General features: G+C 63.8%; 17 protein-coding genes. 8 read left to right on the plus strand and 9 right to left on the minus strand.

The genetic code is table 11. The annotated features are described in order from the left end of the window. Positions 1-15: 15 nt before the first annotated feature. A complete protein-coding gene (locus NR193_RS26765; protein ID WP_256753714.1) occupies positions 16-471 on the minus strand; it encodes a MarR family winged helix-turn-helix transcriptional regulator in 456 nt (151 codons plus the stop codon). A 209-nt stretch (positions 472-680) separates the two neighbouring features. On the opposite strand from NR193_RS26765, the gene NR193_RS26770 reads away from it, so the two are divergent. Next, positions 681-1,475, plus strand: a complete 795-nt coding sequence (locus NR193_RS26770) for an SDR family oxidoreductase (RefSeq protein ID WP_256753715.1) — start codon at positions 681-683, stop codon at positions 1,473-1,475. 384 nt (positions 1,476-1,859) lie between these two features. Here NR193_RS26770 and NR193_RS26775 read toward each other — a convergent pair whose 3' ends face one another. Beyond that, a complete protein-coding gene (locus tag NR193_RS26775; RefSeq protein WP_256753716.1) occupies positions 1,860-2,459 on the minus strand; it encodes a LysE family translocator in 600 nt (199 codons plus the stop codon). A gap of 98 nt (positions 2,460-2,557) precedes the next feature. Between NR193_RS26775 and NR193_RS26780 the strand changes: the two genes are divergently transcribed. Then, positions 2,558-3,427 carry a LysR family transcriptional regulator gene (locus tag NR193_RS26780; protein ID WP_256753780.1) on the plus strand — a complete coding sequence of 290 codons (870 nt, stop codon included), beginning with the start codon at positions 2,558-2,560 and terminating at the stop codon, positions 3,425-3,427. Positions 3,428-3,486: 59 nt separating this feature from the next. Here the strand turns inward: NR193_RS26780 and NR193_RS26785 are convergent, their stop codons facing one another. From NR193_RS26785 to NR193_RS26795, 3 genes are all read right to left on the minus strand, one after another. Further along, a complete protein-coding gene (locus tag NR193_RS26785) occupies positions 3,487-4,137 on the minus strand; it encodes a dihydrofolate reductase family protein (RefSeq protein WP_256753717.1) in 651 nt (216 codons plus the stop codon). Between the two features lie 119 nt (positions 4,138-4,256). Further along, entirely contained in the window at positions 4,257-5,099 is an 843-nt protein-coding gene (locus tag NR193_RS26790) for a protein-L-isoaspartate O-methyltransferase (protein ID WP_256753718.1), read from the minus strand. 85 nt (positions 5,100-5,184) lie between these two features. Beyond that, positions 5,185-6,543 (minus strand): Nramp family divalent metal transporter, encoded by a 1,359-nt coding sequence (locus tag NR193_RS26795; RefSeq protein ID WP_256753719.1) that lies wholly within the window; start codon positions 6,541-6,543, stop codon positions 5,185-5,187. Between the two features lie 234 nt (positions 6,544-6,777). On the opposite strand from NR193_RS26795, the gene mntR reads away from it, so the two are divergent. Further along, entirely contained in the window at positions 6,778-7,233 is a 456-nt protein-coding gene (gene mntR, locus NR193_RS26800; protein WP_256753720.1) for a manganese-binding transcriptional regulator MntR, read from the plus strand. A 101-nt stretch (positions 7,234-7,334) separates the two neighbouring features. After that, positions 7,335-7,523, plus strand: coding sequence for a hypothetical protein (locus NR193_RS26805; RefSeq protein ID WP_140774647.1), 189 nt, complete (start codon positions 7,335-7,337; stop codon positions 7,521-7,523). 191 nt (positions 7,524-7,714) lie between these two features. Here the strand turns inward: NR193_RS26805 and NR193_RS26810 are convergent, their stop codons facing one another. After that, positions 7,715-9,763 (minus strand): hypothetical protein, encoded by a 2,049-nt coding sequence (locus NR193_RS26810; protein ID WP_256753721.1) that lies wholly within the window; start codon positions 9,761-9,763, stop codon positions 7,715-7,717. 212 nt (positions 9,764-9,975) lie between these two features. On the opposite strand from NR193_RS26810, the gene NR193_RS26815 reads away from it, so the two are divergent. Beyond that, a complete protein-coding gene (locus tag NR193_RS26815; protein WP_256753722.1) occupies positions 9,976-10,902 on the plus strand; it encodes a neutral zinc metallopeptidase in 927 nt (308 codons plus the stop codon). Between the two features lie 299 nt (positions 10,903-11,201). Continuing rightward, positions 11,202-12,467, plus strand: coding sequence for a TCR/Tet family MFS transporter (locus NR193_RS26820; protein ID WP_256753723.1), 1,266 nt, complete (start codon positions 11,202-11,204; stop codon positions 12,465-12,467). A 29-nt stretch (positions 12,468-12,496) separates the two neighbouring features. Here the strand turns inward: NR193_RS26820 and carA are convergent, their stop codons facing one another. Beyond that, entirely contained in the window at positions 12,497-13,714 is a 1,218-nt protein-coding gene (gene carA / locus NR193_RS26825; protein WP_256753724.1) for a glutamine-hydrolyzing carbamoyl-phosphate synthase small subunit, read from the minus strand. Between the two features lie 277 nt (positions 13,715-13,991). Here carA and NR193_RS26830 point away from each other — a divergent pair, with 277 nt between their 5' ends. Then, positions 13,992-14,441, plus strand: coding sequence for a GatB/YqeY domain-containing protein (locus NR193_RS26830; protein ID WP_256753725.1), 450 nt, complete (start codon positions 13,992-13,994; stop codon positions 14,439-14,441). Positions 14,442-14,588: 147 nt separating this feature from the next. Here the strand turns inward: NR193_RS26830 and NR193_RS26835 are convergent, their stop codons facing one another. Further along, entirely contained in the window at positions 14,589-15,590 is a 1,002-nt protein-coding gene (locus NR193_RS26835; protein WP_256753781.1) for a murein L,D-transpeptidase catalytic domain family protein, read from the minus strand. 319 nt (positions 15,591-15,909) lie between these two features. Between NR193_RS26835 and NR193_RS26840 the strand changes: the two genes are divergently transcribed. Beyond that, positions 15,910-16,623, plus strand: a complete 714-nt coding sequence (locus tag NR193_RS26840; protein WP_256753726.1) for a DNA helicase — start codon at positions 15,910-15,912, stop codon at positions 16,621-16,623. Positions 16,624-16,642: 19 nt separating this feature from the next. On the opposite strand, the gene NR193_RS26845 is transcribed toward NR193_RS26840, so the two are convergent. Continuing rightward, the gene (locus NR193_RS26845) at positions 16,643-17,602 is read right to left on the minus strand and encodes a hydrogen peroxide-inducible genes activator (protein ID WP_256753727.1); all 960 of its coding nucleotides are present in this window, start codon (positions 17,600-17,602) and stop codon (positions 16,643-16,645) included. Positions 17,603-17,801: the final 199 nt, after the last annotated feature.

The following is a 17,801-nucleotide window of genomic DNA, read 5'->3' on the forward strand; positions in this document are numbered from 1 at the left end:
TTTTCCTGAGATTGCTCAGCCGGCCGGCGGCAGATCGAAATCCAGCGCGGCGATGCCGTCCAGCGCCGCGCGCAGGCTTGCCGCCTGATCCTTGCCGACCACGTCCTCAAAACGTTGCTGGGCGACGTGCCAGAGCTTCATGACCTCATCGAGCTTGACGAGGCCCCGAGGCGTCAGCCGCACCCGCTTGATGCGGCGGTCGTCGGGGTCGGCGATGGTCTCGACATAGCCGTCGCGGATCAGCGGCTTCAGCGTATGGCCGAGCGCCGACAGGTCCATGACCAAAGCGGCGGCAATGGCGCCCATCGTCGGCTCGTCGCCGATATGGATCTGGTAGAGCAGGCCCTGCTGCGTGGCCTTCAGCCCCGACGGCGCCAGCACGTCATCGTAGAACTGGCCAAGCTTGCGCGCCGCGCGCCGCAGCAGCGCGTTGTTGCAGAGCGTCAGGCCGGGCAGGGCGTCTTTCGACATGATGTTTCCCTCGGCGACGGCGGCGTGATGTCGGATCGCAGTCCCACAAATAATCTCCGACGCGATCATTGACAAGATAGTGGCATATGCCTACTTCGATATTAGTGGTATATGCCACTAAATGAAATCAGAGGGCTTTGCCGGCAAGGCGAGGGCGATTGCCCACGGTGCTAGCAGCCAGGCAAATCAATCGAAGAAGGAACAGGACAATGAGTAGACAGAGCAACAAGGGCACGGCGGTCGTCACCGGAGCCTCGTCGGGCATCGGCGCGGTCTATGCGGACCGGCTGGCGGGGCAGGGCTATGATCTGGTGCTGGTGGCGCGGCGCGCCGACCGGCTCGAGGAACTGGCGGAGACGCTGCGTTATGCATACGGCCGCAAGGTCGGCGTGATCAGCGCCGATCTCGCCGACGACAATGACGTCCGCCGCGTCGAGCAGGCGATCGCCGGCGACGACAGCGTGACGCTGCTGGTCAATAATGCCGGCCTAGGCGGTGCGCAAGTGGTCGCGACGGCGGACGCCGATGTCGCCGAGCGCATGATCAAGGTCAATGTCATCGCCTTGACGCGGCTGACCCGCGCCGTGTTGCCCGGCCTGATCGCGCGCAATCGCGGCGCCATCGTCAACATCGCCTCGGTGCTTGCCTTCGACACCTCGTTCGGTGGCATCTACAGCGGCACCAAGGCCTATGTCGTCAACTTCACCGAGGCCCTGCAGCGCGAAGTCGCGGGGACCGAGGTGACGGTGCAGGTCGTGCTGCCGGGGGCGACCCGGACCGATTTCTGGGAAGCCGCCGGAAGCGACATCAACAACGTTCCGCAGGAGATCGTGATGAGCGCCGACGATCTGGTCGATGCCGCGCTTGTCGGCCTGGCCAGGGGCGAAGCCGTGACCGCGCCTGGGCTTGCCGATGCGGCCAAGCTTGATGCCTTCCTCGGCGCCAGGCAGGGCTTTTTCGGCAGCCTGCACGCCAACAAGCCGGCGGCGCGCTACGGGGTTTGAAGCCACGTCTGTCCCCCGCTCTGGCGCTACGCTATGCACGTATCTTCTGTGAGTGGCGTGACTGATCGGCCAGAGGCTTGATTACCACGTGGTTCCCCCAATCCGTCGCTGCTTCGCAGCGCCACCTTTCCCCCCTCCGGAGGGAAAGGAAGGGAGCGTTGCTGGACAAGCGTTGACGGCAAAAAGCTTGGCGTCTTTCCTCTACCCCGTCGATCGGGGGAGAGGTGGCTCGGCGAAGCCGAGACGGAGTGGGGGTCGACCGGCGCCGCATAAGACAATGCATGCGCCAAGCTGCCATGCACGCTGTCGCCAAGGACCAGCTGCTTGGAAATGTGTGCATGCCGTAGCGGGGCAAGAAACCCAGGTTCTGCAAGGCCGACGTTTCTAATGCGTCCGCCACATCGGGATGATCGAGGCGGCGAGCACCAGCGCCAGCACGATGTTGAGCGCGCGCCATTGCCACTCGGTTTTGAGCAGTTTTGCAAGCAGCATGCCGGCGACGCACCACAGCGACAGGGATGCGGCGGCGGCGAGGCCGAAAGTGGCGCCGAGCAAAAGCGCAAGCTGCAGCGGGCCGCTGGCGAGAGCCGCGAACGAGGCCGCTGCGCCCAGCCCCATCGCCCACCCCTTGGGGTTCATCCACTGAATGCCGGCGCCGCCGAGAAGGCTGTTCGGTCTGGCCATGGCCACGTCCAGATTGGGCGGCCCGCTGCGGCCGATCCTGATCGCCAGCCAGACGAGATAGAGCGAGCCGGCGATCTTCATCGCCAGTTGCAGCGAGGGCACGGCAAGCAGCAGACCGGCGAGCCCGGCGGCGGCGGCGCCCGTCACGGTGGCGAGGCCGGCGGCGCTGCCGACCAGCAAGGGAACGGAACGGCGAAAGCCGAACTGCGCGCCGGATGCCGTCGACAATGTCGTCGCGATGCCGGGCGTGGTGGTGGCGACGATCGCAAACAGGACGAGGGGGATGATGGGCTCGAACATGCAGCTTCCTCTGTCGGAGGCCTGCCATCGTAGCTGCGCATCGACTTCAGTAAATGCAATGTTTGCCATGGTCGGCATTAGCAAGCATAATGCCGACCATGATCCGAAACCTCGACATGGCATTGATCCGTACCTTCGTCACCGTCGCCGACAAGGCCAGCATGACGGCGGCCGCCAACGCGCTGCATCTGACGCAAGGCGCCGTCAGCCAGCAGGTCAAGCGGCTGGAGGAGGCGTTCGGCTCGATCCTGTTCGAACGCGACCGGCGCGGCTTGCGGCTGACGCGCGCCGGCGAACGGCTGTTCGGCAAGGGCAAGCGCCTGCTTGGCCTCAATGACGAGATCTGGGCCGACATGGTGGGCACCCCGGTGGCCGGCCAGGTGCGGCTCGGCGTGCCTTACGATCTTGTCGGCACCTTGCTGGCGCCGGTGCTGAAGACCTATGCCGAGACCTATCCGCAGGTCGAAATCTCGCTGGTCTGCGCCTCGTCGCCGGAGTTGGCCGCGGCACTTGCGGCCGGAACCATCGACCTCGCGGTGATAGAGGAGCGGGTCGGCCCGTCGGCCGGCGAGTGCCTGGCCATAGACCGGCTGGTCTGGGTTGGCGCCAAGGGTGGCGTTGCCCGCGCCAAGCGGCCGCTGCCGGTGTCGATCGTCGCCGATACCTGCGCCTTCCGGCCAGCGGTGCTGTCGGCGCTCGGCGAGCATGGGCTGGAATGGCGCACCGTGTTCGAGAACGGCAACATCGACGCAACGACGGCGACGGTCCGCTCGGACCTCGCCGTCACCACATGGCTGGCCTCCACCGTGCCGGCCGATCTCGACATCTTGCCTCTCGAGTCCGGGCTGCCGCCGCTGCCGAATTTTGCCATCAATTTGCACCTGCCGAAGCATGGCATCGGTCCCGCCGCGCAGGAGTTCGCGCGCCATATCCGCGATGGGCTGACGCGGCGGCCACAGGCGGCTTGAGAGAACTTGGTTTCCTCTCCCCCGTCCGTAGGGAGAGGAAAGGTGGCAAGGCCGTCCCGCTACTTCCAGTTCTTGCGCCGCTCGAGTTCGGCGTCGGATGGCTCGCCCGTGACAAAGGAGCCGACCTCGATTTCGCCCGCGCGCTCGTAGGTCGCCATGATGACGCCGGTGCTGGAAGTCTGCGACTTGACAAGCTTGAAGGCGGCCGGCATCGCGCCATCGCCGAACAATCGCTTGCCCTTGCCCAGCAACAGCGGGAAGATCATCAGCCGGATCTCGTCGATCAGCCCGTTGGCGAGCAGCGTCTGGATCAGATTGCCCGATCCCTGGATGAGCAGGTCAGGTCCATCTTCCTGCTTGAGGCGGCGCAGCGTCGCGACGATATCCGCCCCAAGCGATTGCGTGTTCTGCCAGGTGAGTGTGTCAGGCCGATGCGTCGCCACATATTTGGTCGCGGGGTTGAAGGCATCGGCGATCGGATCTTTCTGATAGGGCCAGTACGCGGCGAAGATGTCGTAGGTTTTGCGGCCGAGCAGCAGGTCGAAGGGTTTGGAGAACAGTTCCTCCATTGCCGCGCCCGCCACCTCGTCAAAGTAATGGAAGGTCCAGCCGCCGAACTTGAAGCCGCCGACCGGATCTTCTTCCGGCCCGCCCGGCGCCTGCATGACGCCGTCGAGGCTGACGAATGTCGCGGCGATGATCTTTCTCATCCTACTCTCCCTTTAATTCAATCCACGCCGTCGTGGCCGGACTTCAGCCCAAGGACGGGCGACCGGCCGCCGGTCCGACAGCGCCATGCGGATTTTTTGGCAAAGCCGCCATCGGTGGTTCAATCGTGAGGCTTGGCATCGAGGCTGCGCGATGAGAACCAGACGTCGCCGAAGATCGCTGTCGCGGTGCGGTCCGGCGTCTTGTCCCGCGTCAGCCAGATCGAGCGGCTGCGGGCGGCCTGGTTGCGCGTCGGGATTTTCGCCGCGAGGTCCGCAGCCGAGGCACCGAAGCATGGGATGAACCACGAGCGCATGAACGGATCGCAGGCGAAGCCCTTTTTGGTGCGGGTCACCAGGACCGCCAGAGGGACGCGCTCGGCCGGGCGCCAGGGAAAGATCATGCGGCCGCCGGGGCGCAAGGCCCTCAGCCATCCGGCCGGGGGTGTTGCGACGCCGGCGTTGACATAGATGATGTCGGACGGCGGCAAGGGCGTCGTGACGGCATCGCCATGGACGACCGTCACATTGCCATAGGTCTCGAGGTTTTGCCGCGCGAGACCGGCCAGCTTTTCGTCCAGCTCGAAAGCGGTGACGGTGCCGCCTGATAAAACCAGCCTGGCCAGCAGGGCGGTGTAGTAGCCGGTGCCGGCGCCGATATGACAGACGGCCTCGCCGGGTTTTGGCGCAAGTTTGCCGATCCACATGGCATGCAGGAATGGCTCGCCATTGTTGATGCCCTTGTCGGCGTCCAGCGCCACCAGCACGTTCTGGTAGATGTGAGCCGGATCGGCGCTCGGCGTGATGATCTTGCCGCCGTTGGCGATGACCGTCCACGGCCCGGGACCGAGAAACGCTTCACGCGGCACGCTGGCGAAAACCGCTTCCAGGCGCGGGTCGGGCGAAGCCGCATTGGCCGCCATCAGCCGGGCGTAGAATTTCCTGACATCTTCGATCTTGCTCATGGTGCGCAGGATGATAGTGCGGATTGCCGGTTTGTCGCGAGACCACTTGGTGGCAGGAGGCGTCGATTTCCCGGCGAGGCGGGACTCAGCCGACCCCGAACATCGTGTCGTAGAGCAGCTTGAAGTTGAGCACCAGGATGATGGCCGCGACCACCCAGGCGAGCGCGGCAACGCCGCGCGGAATGGCGAGGTTGCCCATCTTCTTCCTGTCGGACACGAACTGCACCAGCGGGATGACCGCGAAGGGCAGCTGCATCGACAGGATGACCTGGCTGAACACCAGCAGCTGGCCGGTTCCCTTTTCGCCATAGAGCGCGGTGACCACCACCACCGGGACGATGGCGATGCCGCGCGTCAGAAGCCGGCGTGCCCAGTTGGGGATGCGCAGGCGCAGGAAGCCTTCCATGACGATCTGGCCGGCCAGTGTCGCCGTCACCGTCGAATTCAGGCCGGAGGCGAGCAGCGCCACGGCGAACAGGATCGAGGCGATGCCGAGGCCAAGCAGCGGCGACAGCAGCTCGAAGGCCTGGCCGATCTCGGCGACATCCTGGTGGCCGGTGCCGTGGAAGGCGACGGCCGAGACGATCAGGATCGAGGCGTTGACGAACAGCGCCAGCATCAGGGCGATGGTCGAGTCCGTGGTTGCCCATTTGATGGCGTCGCGCTTGCCCTTGTCGGTGCGTTCATAGGCACGGGTCTGCACGATCGAGGAGTGCAAATAGAGATTGTGCGGCATGACGGTGGCGCCGATGATGCCGATGGCGATGTAGAGCATAGCCGGGTTGGTGACGATCTCGGATGACGGCACGAACATGGCATGCAGGATCGAGCCGGCCGGCGGGGCGGCGAAAAAGATCTGGATGGCAAAGCAGCTGAAGATGATGATCAAAAGCGCGATGACAAAGGCTTCGAGGTAACGAAACCCCTTGTTCATCAGGAGCAGCACCAGGAAGGCGTCGAGCGCCGTCAGCATGGCGCCGCCGACCAACGGAATGCCGAACAGAAGCTGCAGTGCGATCGCGGTGCCGATGACCTCGGCCAGGTCGCAGGCGATGATGGCCAGTTCGCAGGCGATCCACAGCACGAAATTGACGGGGCGGGGATAATAGGCGCGGCAGGCCTGGGCGAGATCGCGGCCGGTGGCAATGCCAAGCCGCGCCGCCAGCGCCTGCAACAGGATCGCCATCAGGTTGGACAGCATGATGACGAACAGCAGCGTGTAGCCAAACTGGGCGCCGCCGGCGAGGTCGGTCGCCCAGTTGCCCGGATCCATATAGCCGACCGAGACCATGTAGCCCGGCCCCAGGAAGGCGAACAGGCGGCGGAACCAGACGCCCGAACTCGGCACGGCGATGGAGGAATTGACCTCGCGCAGGCTGGGTTGGTCGTCGTCCTCGGGCCTGGCAAACTGCCATGTGGATCGGGAGACTTCGGCTTCGGACATGAAAGAACGCTTTCCGCGACACTGGTCGATGTTGCCCTAAGCTATGCCATGGCTCAACATTATGCAATATGCTATATTTCATTGTCGGTGCTTTTTAGCTGACGCTGATCGATGTGCGAAAGGGGCAAACGGGAACGCCGGTTGCACCTGCGGCGGAATGCAAATAAACGGCCTGAAGAATCAGAGCCCGTGCTATAAATGCATGCAGGGCAAAGTCCCCAGGAGGAGCGCGCATTGGCGCTGAAGAACAGACCGGTCCCGCGCGAAAAGCCGCTGCCTGACGCCGACGTTCATTCGGAAGGATTCCGGCATACGCGCGAAGCGCGTCGCAGTGCGCTGGTCGAGGATTATGTCGAGCTGATCGCCGATCTGATCGAGGACGGCAACGAGGCGCGCCAGGTCGATATCGCTGCCCGGCTCGGTGTTGCCCAGCCGACGGTGGCCAAGATGCTGACCAGGCTGTGCGCCGACGGGCTGGTGTCGAGAAAACCCTATCGCGGCGTGTTCCTGACTAATGCCGGCCGCAAGGTCGCGGAGGAGAGCCGTATCCGCCATCAGACGGTGGAGGCCTTCCTGCGTTCGCTCGGCGTCAGCGCCGAGACCGCGCGCATCGATGCCGAGGGTATCGAGCACCATGTCAGCGCCGAGACGCTGGAAGCGTTTCGCAAGGCGATGACGGCGCCGCGCTAAGTCGCATTAGCCATTTCCAAAAGAGAGGCTGCCGGAACCACCCGATGTTATGCACGTTGCTTCTAACATCGCGCGATTGTCGCGCGGCAATGGAGGAACCAATGGGCGTTGAACAGGCACCGACCGCGAAGGGCAAGCAAGCTGCCAAGGGACTGAAACAGGCGGCGGCGAAGGACGAGCGCAAGACCGAGGCCGAAACCGGCCATCCGCTGAAGAAGGGTGCCGCGCGTTTCGAGGAGCGTTCGAAAAGCTCCGACGGCAAGAGCGCCGGGGCCAAGCAGAAGGGCTGAGCGATCTTTTTCAACGAGCTGAAGGCTTCACAAAAAGCCGCCTGCCTGGAGGTCGTCACTATGCCTTTGATCGACGATGACACCAGCAGATCATGGCTGTCGGGCGCTTGGCCCTTCGCTATGGCTGCGGGCGTTCGAGCCCTCTGAAAGGTCCACTGGACCTTTCAATTTGCCTGCGGCAAACCGTTCGCTCACTCCCTGACATCCTGCACCCAGCTGCGCGGGTGGCCGTCGACGCGGAACTGGAAGATGAAATAGGGGGGGATGCAGGTGCCTTCCCCCGGTTTCGCCTGCGGCAGGTCGTCGTAGCCGGCGGTGCAGATATAGTCCTCGCGGCAAGGATGCGCCTTGTCGCAGGCGCGCAGGCCGGCGGTCTTGGTGAATTCCTTGGTGCAATATTTGTGGTCCTTGCCCGACGCGACGCAGTCGTTGAAGCCGGTCTTGGCCAGCCGGCCGCACGTCGCTTCGTCGGGAAGCTTGTCGCAGCTTGCCTTGCGCAGCATGCCGCCGGGAAAGCCGCCGGTCTTCTGTTGCGGGTTGTCGTAGCGCTGGCGCGCGGCACCGTAACCGGCAAGCTTCACCACCGGCTTCTTGTCGCGCGCCGGATCGATGGCGCAGTCCTTGGCGGTGGTCGGCGACAGGCGGCAATATTTGTCGCTGCCCCAGCTCGACATCCTGATCTCGCCGAACTCGACCGGATCGCCGACCGCCGTGCCGGCCTCGCTGACGCAGGTGCCGAAGCCCGGATGGATGGCGCTTTCGTGCACGCCGGCGCAGCGCAGGCCGGCGCCGCAGGTCCAGTCCTTGAAGCTCAAATCCTCGCCGCGATAGCAGATCGAGCCCCAGCCATTGTAGAGGTCGGTGCCTTTCAGCGCCTCGGCATATTTCTGGTCAGGGCGAGCGGCGAAGCCTTTGTTGAAATCCGGATGCCCGCCGGAGGCGAACTGCTCGACGATGGCGCGGCGGCGCGGCAGGTCGGCGAAGAACACGGCCGAGCCCGGCACGAAGACGGCGTTGCGGCGCGGCTCGCTGGCGGGATCTGCGCCGGTATAGTGGAAGCCGGCAATGCCATGCGTCTGGTGGCAGCCGGTGCAACTCATCTCGTTGAGCCGCAAATCGAAGCCGGCCACCGACTTGATGGTGGCGAGCGTGTTGCCCCTGGCGACGTAGTCTTTCAACGCCTTGTCTACGGCGTCGTCGTCGACCAGTCCGTAGGCGATGTTGTTCTGCGACCGGCTCAGCCCGCCGGGCGCGACCGAGACGGCGCTTTTGGCCAGGAACTTTTCGTCGATGACCAGCCGGCCATGGTCGAGGTCGTAGATGTTGCGGTCGGTGAGCAGCCACTTGGCAAAGGCCGGCTTGTCGGCGAGCACGGTTGCCCGGTCGATCTGGTTCTCCATCCTCGATTCATGGAAGCTCGAAGTGGCCGGATCCCATTTGAAGATCTTCAGCAGGTACTCGGCGTGGCCGCCGAAATCGCGCCGCGTCGAGGCCGACAGGCGCAGCACCTGCATGTTGAGTTCGAGCCGCATGATCTGCGACGCATTCAGCATGGCGCCGGACAGCGGCCCTTCGCTGGAGCGCAGCCAGGCGGCAAGCTGTTCGGGCGGCAGGTCCTTTTGACCTGCGGCCAGCCAGCGCTTGGCTATGTCGGCGCAGGATAAGTCGGTGGCGCTTGGCAGGTCCTTCGAGGCGCGGGCCTGCGCCTGTCTCGGCTTGGCGTTGAAGACGAGACTCATGGTCAGCGGCAGGCGCGAGGAGATGCGCTGCGTGCCCTTTCCCTTGGCTGCCTTTTCCGCGACCGAGTAATGGAAGCGGTAGATCAGCCGGATCTCGCCGCATTCGGTATGGCCGAGATAGCCGCGATCCATGCGGTTGACGACGCCGGTCAGGTCCAGCGTCGAGCCGTCGTCATCGATGTACTTTGGATTGAACTTCTGGCTGGTGTCGTTCGACTTCGCCATATCAGCGACATAGGGGTCGGGGCTGGTCTTCGGCTCGTCGCCGATCTGTTGCTTGACGGTGTCGCGCACCGTGGCCAGCGCCGGCACCGAAAACAGGCCGCGATTGTCGACGTCGCGGGTGAGGCCGAGGGCGGGCCCAAGCAGGCGGCTGATCGACAGGCCGCCGCGCTCCAGCGCCTGCAAGGTGGCGGGATCGGTGACGGCAACGCTGGAATCGAGCGTCACCGCGCCGGCGGCCCGCAAGCCAAGACAGCTCAATGCCAGCAAGAACATCATCCGGCCGATCGTTCGCAAGCGCCTTCGTCCCTCCATTCGCGGGCGATGCTACAGGCCTTCCCCGGGCTCGGCCAGAGCGGTGAAGCGCGCATGCCAGCAACATCCCAAGTCACGAAAAATGCTGTGACTTGGCGCAACCATTGCGATAATTGTTTGTTGGGTTGGACCGGCCTTGCCGGCACAATGGGAAGTTCGCAGCGCGAGGAGTTGCCATGCTCTGGAGAGGCCGTCGTCAGAGTGACAATATCGAGGACGACCGCAGCGACAGCGGCGGCGGTATCGGCGGCGGCAGCCCCGGTCAGTTCCGCATCCCGATCGGCGGCCGTGCCGGCGGCGGTGGCAGCATCTTCCTCGTCATCCTGGTGGTGCTTGCCGGATGGTATTTCGGCTTCGATCCGTCGACGATCCTGGGCGGTGGCGATGGCGGACTGGCGCCGGGCGGCGGCGGCCAGATCACCGACAACGGCGGCGAACAGGACAGTGGCGCGGGAACGCCCGCCAACGACGAGATGAAGCAGTTCGTGGCCACCGTGCTGGCCGAGACCGAAGACACCTGGACCGGCATCTTCAAGTCGCAAGGGTTGACCTATGAGGACCCGAAGCTGGTGCTGTTCAGCGGCCAGGTCCGCTCGGCCTGCGGCTTTGCCTCCGCGGCGGCCGGTCCGTTCTATTGTCCCGGCGACCACAAGGTCTATCTCGACATGACCTTCTTCCAGCAGCTCGACCAGCAGTTCGGCGCTTCCGGCGAATTCGCCCGGGCCTACGTCGTCGCGCATGAAGTCGGCCACCACGTGCAGAACCTGACCGGCATCATGTCCAAGTTCAACCAGATGCGGCAAGGCATGAGCGAAGCCGATGCCAACCAGCTGTCGGTGCGCATCGAGCTGCAGGCCGACTGTTTCGCTGGCGTGTGGGCGCATTACACCGCGCAGAAGGGCATATTGGAGCAGGGTGACATAGAGAGCGCGCTCAACGCCGCCAAGCAGATCGGCGACGACACGCTGCAGAAGAAGACGCAGGGCTATGTCGTGCCGGAAAGCTTCAACCACGGTACCTCGCAGCAGCGGCAGACCTGGCTGGCGCGCGGCTACAAGAGCGGCAAGCTTTCGGACTGCAACACGCTGAGCGGCCCGATCTGAGGAGACTGTTTGAATTTCTACTCTGGCGGCCATCCAGGGGCGTTTTCTGCGCTTCCGGTGCCCGCGGACCGAATGTCCGCTGCGCACCGGTTCTCGAAACCACCACCATATGGCTCGCCACAGCGAATTTCGAAACAGTCTCGGGCACGCGTTTCCCAACGCTGATCTAACGGTAAGACGCCGTCAGGGAGAGTCAGGATCAACGATTCCTGCCTGTTCCCTTATTGTTCCTTGCGGCGGGCTCGCCTATAAGGTGCGTCCGCCTGCGCCCCAGGGCGAGCAGAGGAGCTTGACCCACCATGATCGATCCCAAAACCGCCAGGCGGGGCCTTGCGCTCGTTTTCACCACGCTGCTGCTCGACATCATCGGCTTCGGCATCATCATGCCGGTGCTGCCCGCCTATCTCAGGGAGTTGACCGGCGTCGGCATCAGCGAGGCGGCGATCGAAGGCGGCTGGCTGTTCTTCGTCTATGCGGCCATGCAGTTCTTCTTCGCGCCCGTCATGGGAGGGTTGAGCGACCGGTTCGGACGGCGGCCGATCCTGCTCGCCTCCGTGCTGACGTTCGCTATCGACAATCTGATCTGCGCCGTCGCCTGGTCCTACTCGATGCTGTTCATAGGGCGTGTGCTGGCCGGCATTTCGGGCGCCAGCTATTCGACGACATCGGCCTTCATCGCCGACATCTCGACCGATGAGAACCGGGCGAAGAATTTCGGCCTGCTCGGCATCGCTTTTGGTGTCGGCTTCGTCATCGGGCCGGTTCTGGGCGGGCTGCTCGGCACATTCGGGCCGCGCGTGCCGTTCTATTTCGCCGCCGGACTTGCGTTCGTGAATTTCCTGATCGCGCTGTTCTTCCTACCGGAAACGCTTGACGACAAGCACCGCCGCCGCTTCGAGTGGAAGCGCGCCAACCCGGTCGGCACGCTTCTCCAGATGCGTAGGTATGAAGGCATCGGCTGGATCGGGCTTGTCTTCTTCTTGATGACGCTCGGGCACATGATGTATCCGGCGGTGTGGTCGTTCGTTTCCAGCTACCGCTATGGCTGGAACCAGCAGCAGATCGGCTTCTCGCTCGGCGCCTTCGGCCTGTGCGGGGCGATCGTCATGGCGACGGTCCTGCCGCGCGTGATCCCCAGGCTTGGCGAGTGGAAAACGGCGGCAATCGGTCTCGCGTTCACCGCGCTCAGCGCCTTCGGCTACGCCTTCGCGACGCAAGGCTGGATGATTTATGCGGTGATCGTCGTCGGCTGTCTCGAAGCGCTGGCCGACCCGCCGCTCAGGAGCCTTGCCGCCGCCAAGGTGCCGCCTTCGGCGCAGGGCGAACTGCAGGGCGCGATGACCTCGATCTTCTCGATCACCTCGATCATCACGCCGCTGCTCTATACGGCGATCTTTTCCTGGTTCACGGGGTCGAACGCGCCGGTCGTGTTCGGCGGCGCGCCCTATCTCGTCGGCGCATGTTTCCTGATGCTGGCGCTCATCGTCTTCGTCACGAAAGTGGCCAGGCCGGTGGCGATCACAAATGTCACGACCGGCGTGGCGAAGGACGGAGCACAGATATGAGCCGTGAGGGGCAGCGCTAACGGATCGGGTTAAGCCCGCTCGGCCAGCAATTCCTCGCCACGCTTTTCGCGGATCAGGTTGACGAAGCGGCGGAACAGATAGTGCGAATCCTGAGGGCCGGGCGAGGCCTCGGGGTGATGCTGGACCGAGAACACCGGACGGCCGGTAAGCGCGATACCGCAGTTCGAGCCGTCGAACAGCGAGACATGGGTTTCCTCGACGCCCTCGGGCAGCGAGTCGGCGTCGACGGCAAAGCCGTGGTTCATCGAGACGATCTCGACCTTGCCGGTGGTGTGGTCCTTGACCGGATGGTTGGCGCCGTGATGGCCCTGATGCATCTTGGCGGTCTTGCCGCCCAGCGCCAGCGCCAGCATCTGGTGACCGAGGCAGATGCCGAACACCGGGATGTCGGTCTTGAGCAGGTCCTGGATGACCGGCACGGCATAGTCACCGGTGGCTTCCGGGTCGCCAGGGCCGTTGGAGAGGAAGATGCCGTCCGGCTGCATGGCGAGGATCTCCTCGGCGCCGGTGCTGGCCGGCACCACGGTGACCTTGGCACCGAGACCGGCGAGCAGGCGCAATATGTTGCGCTTGACGCCATAGTCGATGGCCACGACATGCATGGACGGCTCGGCCTGTTCGCCAAAGCCTTCGTTCCACACCCATGGCGTCTCGCGCCATACGGAAGATTGGCCGGAGGTGACCTCCTTGGCGAGATCGAGCCCGATCAGGCCGGACCATGCGGCGGCGCGGCGCTTCAGATCGTCGAGGTCGAACACGCCGTCCGGCGCATGCGCGATGACGGCGTTGGGCATGCCCTTTTCGCGGATCAGCGCGGTCAGCGCGCGGGTGTCGATGCCCGACAGGGCGACGATGCCCCGCTTCTTCAGCCACTGGTCGAGACCGGTGCCGGCGCGATAGTTGGAGGGATTGGTGACATCGGCCTTGAACACCGCACCGACGGCGCCGGCGCGGGCGGCCGGATTGAGATCCTCGATGTCCTCGTCATTGGTGCCGATGTTGCCGATATGCGGGAAGGTGAAGGTGACGATCTGGCCGGCATAGGACGGGTCGGTGAGGATTTCCTGATAGCCGGTCAGTGCGGTGTTGAAACAGACTTCGGCGACGGCGGAGCCGGTGGCGCCCAGGCCGCGACCCTCGATGACGGTGCCGTCGGCCAGCACCAAAAGGGCGGTCGGCTTTTCGGTGGCCCAAGCGGGGGTCGACGCAGCGGTCATCGTGGCCATGGCGGCACTCCTATCAGGCTGCGCGCTTCAGCCGGCCCGGCGGGCCGTCCGCGCAGCAAACGGCGCAAAGCAGCGATTTCGCAGCTTCCACGCACTCAAGCTTCAGTTCATGCAAGGCCCAGTACATAGGGGAAGGGGGCAGAGCGGTCAATGATGATGCGAAACAGGATCTGGATTTATTTCATCAAGCAATATCAGAGGCTTGCCAGACAAACTCAGAGTTTGCGTTGACTTGCCCCCGGCGCTATTGTCCGCGCCGATCGAAGGAGAAAGCACCATGCGCGGAAAAATCGCCGAATCCCTGAAGAGCGCGATGAAGGCGCAGGACAAGCACCGGCTACCGACGCTGCGGCTGATCCAGGCCGCCATCCACGACCGCGATATCGCCAATCGCGGCGCCGGCAAGCAGCCGGCCAGCGACGAGGAGATCCTGCAGATCCTGGCCAAGATGGTGAAGCAGCGCGAGGAATCGGCCAAGGCATTCGACGACGGCAAGCGGCCTGAGCTGGCCGCGCAGGAGCGCGGCGAGATGGAGATCATCCGCGACTTCCTGCCGACGCAGCTCGACGACGCCGCAATAGCGGCGGCGGCGCGCGAGGCGATCGCGGCGACGGGAGCGGCCAGCCAGAAGGACATGGGCAAGGTGATCGCCGCGCTGAAGCAGAAATATGCCGGCCAGATGGATTTCGGCAAGGCGAGCGGCATCGTCAAGGGCCTGCTGCAGTAGGCGATTTCCCGCTCTCTGCCGGCGGTTCAGCTGTCGAACATTGAATACCCCGCAGAGTTCATGCAGGCCGTGCTCGATTTTCTGCGCCGAACGGGAGCGCGTAGCCAACACAGTGCGTGAGGTTCGCGGTTTATCGGTGCGCGAACCTCACGGTTCCTTGCAAATCGGCACCGGCTGGGGCGGCGGTTTCGGATGATCCTTCTTGTATTGCGCGATGATTGGCTCGAGGGTCTTTCGCGGCCAGAATTTCGGAGAGCCGATTTCCTTCAGGCAGGATGCATTCCAATAGGGCCCGGCGGCCGGCAGCGAACGACCGGTCGCCGCCGCTTGGGCGATGGCGGCGATGTCGCGTGATTCAGGATAGATATAGAGCGTGGTCGGATTGTCCTTCACCATCGGGACGATCCGCTCCGCATCCGCCGGTGACCAGCTGGTGCAGCCATTGCTGCGGCCGCCGGCGTAGTCCACTAGCTTGCCAAACGGCACGTAACCATCATGGTCGGCGTATGAGCGGTTCGGACTTTTCCGAAGACACATGCCGCGCAGCACCTGGGCCGCGTGGCCGCCGATCACCCGCTGTCTGGCATTGGCGGCTTCGCCTTCGCCGTCAAACTGCACGAAGGTGCGCTGGAAAACCGCGTCCTGTTTCGCCCCGACGCGGTAGTAGCCCTTGAACGATGTCTTCTCCTCGCCGGTCATATAGGCCCCGCCGGCCGTCAATTCCGAATCCATCGCATTGCCGAAGTTCTTCGCGCACCGTCTTCCATTCGCGAAATCGACGACGCCTTTCAAGTTCCGGCCGCCGCCGTGACCCGCCGAAACCGCGCGAAACGACTGGTTGGCTTCGCAGATGATGTAGTAGCGGCGCCCCAGTTCGCCATTGCCCAGATCGCCGGGGCGTGTCGCGTCCATGGCGAAGTAGCAGGGATTCTTGACGGCGCCTTCGCCTACCTTCTTCAGGTAAAGCGCGCGGGCCCGCTCAAGCACCACTTGTGCGATTTGACCTTCCCCTTCGCCGACATGGGCTTGCAGCCATGCCGGAACGCCAGATGGCCGCAATGCGGCAAAGGACCGGACTGATGCCGTCAAGGCGATGACGACGAGGAGGAGGCTGGTGACGACACCCAGCGGGACAGATCTCAACCGCACCGGATCAATTCTCCTGTCGAGGTCATTCCAGAGTCCTTGCGGGTGTTGCCGCCGTGAATCGATCATAAATGACCTCGCGCCAATCGGCGAAACACATCTTGTTCAGCGCCCCGCATGTCGATGCCGAAATTGCCCGCTGTGAACATCCTCGATTTTCGATCTTCAAGGATTGGGCTATGATTTGATTCTGGCGCGGCCCGCGCCTCCTCCCTCCACCGGGAAAGCATCATTCATGCGGGGCTATCCGATCACCGAACCGACCGTTCGAGCGCCAGGCATAAGGAGGGGTTGCGAAAACGGCTCGCAATGGGAGGTTGTGATGAAGCTATCCGCGCCTGTCTACCGCCTGAAACGTCAAGCCAGGCTGTTGTCCCGCGAGGGCAAGATTCCGCTCCATGAAGCGCTCGACCGTATTGCGGCACAAGAAGGCTTTGCCAGCTGGAGCCTGCTTGCAAGGAGGGCAGCCGAAACGGCGCCTGCCGGCGGATTGTTCGCGCAACTGGCGCCCGGCGACCTGGTTCTGGTGGGTGCGCGACCAGGGCACGGCAAGACCCTGATGAGCCTCGAACTCGCGGTGGAGGCCATGAAGTCCGGCAATCGGGGTGTGTTGTTCACGCTGGAGTATACGCAAAAGGACGTGCTGGACAGGTTTCGCGCCATCGGGGTGGAGCCGGCCCATTTCAACCACTTGTTCGAGTTCGACAATTCCGACGCGATCAGTGCCGACTACATCGTCAGGGCGTTGCGGGCGGCGCCGCGCGGCACGCTGGTGGTCATAGACTATCTGCAGCTGCTCGATCAGAAACGGGAAAACCCGGACCTGATGGCTCAGGTCCGCACGCTGAAGGCCTTTGCGCGCGACAGGGGATTGATCCTCGTCTTCATTTCGCAGATCGACCGCTCATACGATCCGGCGAAGAAGCCGTGTCCCGATATCGGCGATGTCCGGTTGCCGAACCCGCTGGATCTGTCGCTGTTCAACAAGACCTGTTTCCTGAACAAGGGCGAAATCAGGTTCCAGGCAGCGCGCTGAAGATCTGGTCAGGCAGTCCTCATTGCGATTGCGCCGCCGCCGCCAGGTTGAGGGGCTGCGTGGCCGGTGCCCGATCGTGCTGCTCGCGCATTGCGTCGGCCGACTGGCGAACCACTTCGGAAATCCGCAGGAGCTGCCTGGCGATCGGGCTCGTCTTGCGCCAGATCATGCCGATCGTTCGCGAGGGCTGCGGGCTGGCGAAGCGGGCGATGGAGACCGACGCCGAGCGTGTCTCCACCGGCACCGCCATTTCCGGGATCAAGGTGACGCCGACGCCGGCGCCGACCATCTGGACGAGGGTCGACAGGGAGCTGCCGTCCAGCAACTCCCTTGGTCGCGCCGAATGCATGTTGCAGAACGACAGTGCCTGGTCACGGAAACAATGGCCTTCTTCCAGCAGGAGCAGCCGCATCTCGCGCAGCATTTCGCGATTGGGCACCGGCTTGCCCTCGTCTTCGCCGGGCCGGACCAGCACGAAGGTCTCGGCGAACAGCACGATTTCCGTCAGTGAAGGTTCCGACACCGGCAGCGCGACAATGGCCGCGTCGAGCCGGCCGTCGGCCAGTTCCTGGATCAGCTTCTGCGTCTGCGTCTCGCGCACGTGGATATCGAGGCCGTCATGCATGCGGGCAAGGTTGCCGATGATGGCGGGCAGAAGATATGGCGCGATCGTCGGGATCACGCCGATGCGCAGCCGTCCCACCAAATGGTCGCGCGAGGCCCGCGCCAGGTCCGCCAGTTCATCCACCGAGCGCAGGATGTCGCGGACGCGGAGCGCGAATTCCTCGCCGAAATTGGTCAGCCGCACCTGGCGCGCGCCTCTTTCGAAAAGCTCCGTGCCAAGCGTCTCTTCCAATTCCTTGATCTGCACCGAGATCGCAGGCTGCGAGATCGCACAGGCATCCGCCGCGCGTCCGAAGTGGTTATGTCGCGCCAGCGCTTCGAAATAGCGCAACTGCTTCAGCGTCAGGTTCGCCATAATGTCATCTTATCGCTGTAATCAGGAAATCCAACTTAAACTAATCAAGCTGCTTTGCTATAGGAGATGCAAGGGAGATAGGAGCAGCCGGTGTCACACAGGCCCGACCTCATGGGCATGAGTGGTGTGATGGGGCCTGTTTTGTTTTCAAGACAGTCTTGTCCATGGCAAGCTTCCGGCAGTAGGACATTTCGCATAT

The organism is Mesorhizobium sp. Mes31 (genome assembly GCF_024519675.1).
Lineage (GTDB): Bacteria > Pseudomonadota > Alphaproteobacteria > Rhizobiales > Rhizobiaceae > Mesorhizobium.

What these genes read in the sequence shown, in the direction of transcription:
- NR193_RS26810 (WP_256753721.1), bottom strand. Translation starts at nt 9,763, where the DNA reads ATGATGTTCTTGCTGGCATTGAGCTGTCTTGGCTTGCGGGCCGCCGGC.
- NR193_RS26790 (WP_256753718.1), bottom strand. Translation starts at nt 5,099, where the DNA reads ATGAGCAAGATCGAAGATGTCAGGAAATTCTACGCCCGGCTGATGGCG.
- NR193_RS26840 (WP_256753726.1), top strand. Translation starts at nt 15,910, where the DNA reads ATGAAGCTATCCGCGCCTGTCTACCGCCTGAAACGTCAAGCCAGGCTG.
- NR193_RS26795 (WP_256753719.1), bottom strand. Translation starts at nt 6,543, where the DNA reads ATGTCCGAAGCCGAAGTCTCCCGATCCACATGGCAGTTTGCCAGGCCC.
- NR193_RS26805 (WP_140774647.1), top strand. Translation starts at nt 7,335, where the DNA reads ATGGGCGTTGAACAGGCACCGACCGCGAAGGGCAAGCAAGCTGCCAAG.
- NR193_RS26830 (WP_256753725.1), top strand. Translation starts at nt 13,992, where the DNA reads ATGCGCGGAAAAATCGCCGAATCCCTGAAGAGCGCGATGAAGGCGCAG.
- NR193_RS26775 (WP_256753716.1), bottom strand. Translation starts at nt 2,459, where the DNA reads ATGTTCGAGCCCATCATCCCCCTCGTCCTGTTTGCGATCGTCGCCACC.
- NR193_RS26780 (WP_256753780.1), top strand. Translation starts at nt 2,558, where the DNA reads ATGATCCGAAACCTCGACATGGCATTGATCCGTACCTTCGTCACCGTC.
- NR193_RS26845 (WP_256753727.1), bottom strand. Translation starts at nt 17,602, where the DNA reads ATGGCGAACCTGACGCTGAAGCAGTTGCGCTATTTCGAAGCGCTGGCG.
- NR193_RS26765 (WP_256753714.1), bottom strand. Translation starts at nt 471, where the DNA reads ATGTCGAAAGACGCCCTGCCCGGCCTGACGCTCTGCAACAACGCGCTG.
- carA (WP_256753724.1), bottom strand. Translation starts at nt 13,714, where the DNA reads ATGGCCACGATGACCGCTGCGTCGACCCCCGCTTGGGCCACCGAAAAG.
- NR193_RS26815 (WP_256753722.1), top strand. Translation starts at nt 9,976, where the DNA reads ATGCTCTGGAGAGGCCGTCGTCAGAGTGACAATATCGAGGACGACCGC.
- NR193_RS26785 (WP_256753717.1), bottom strand. Translation starts at nt 4,137, where the DNA reads ATGAGAAAGATCATCGCCGCGACATTCGTCAGCCTCGACGGCGTCATG.
- NR193_RS26820 (WP_256753723.1), top strand. Translation starts at nt 11,202, where the DNA reads ATGATCGATCCCAAAACCGCCAGGCGGGGCCTTGCGCTCGTTTTCACC.
- NR193_RS26770 (WP_256753715.1), top strand. Translation starts at nt 681, where the DNA reads ATGAGTAGACAGAGCAACAAGGGCACGGCGGTCGTCACCGGAGCCTCG.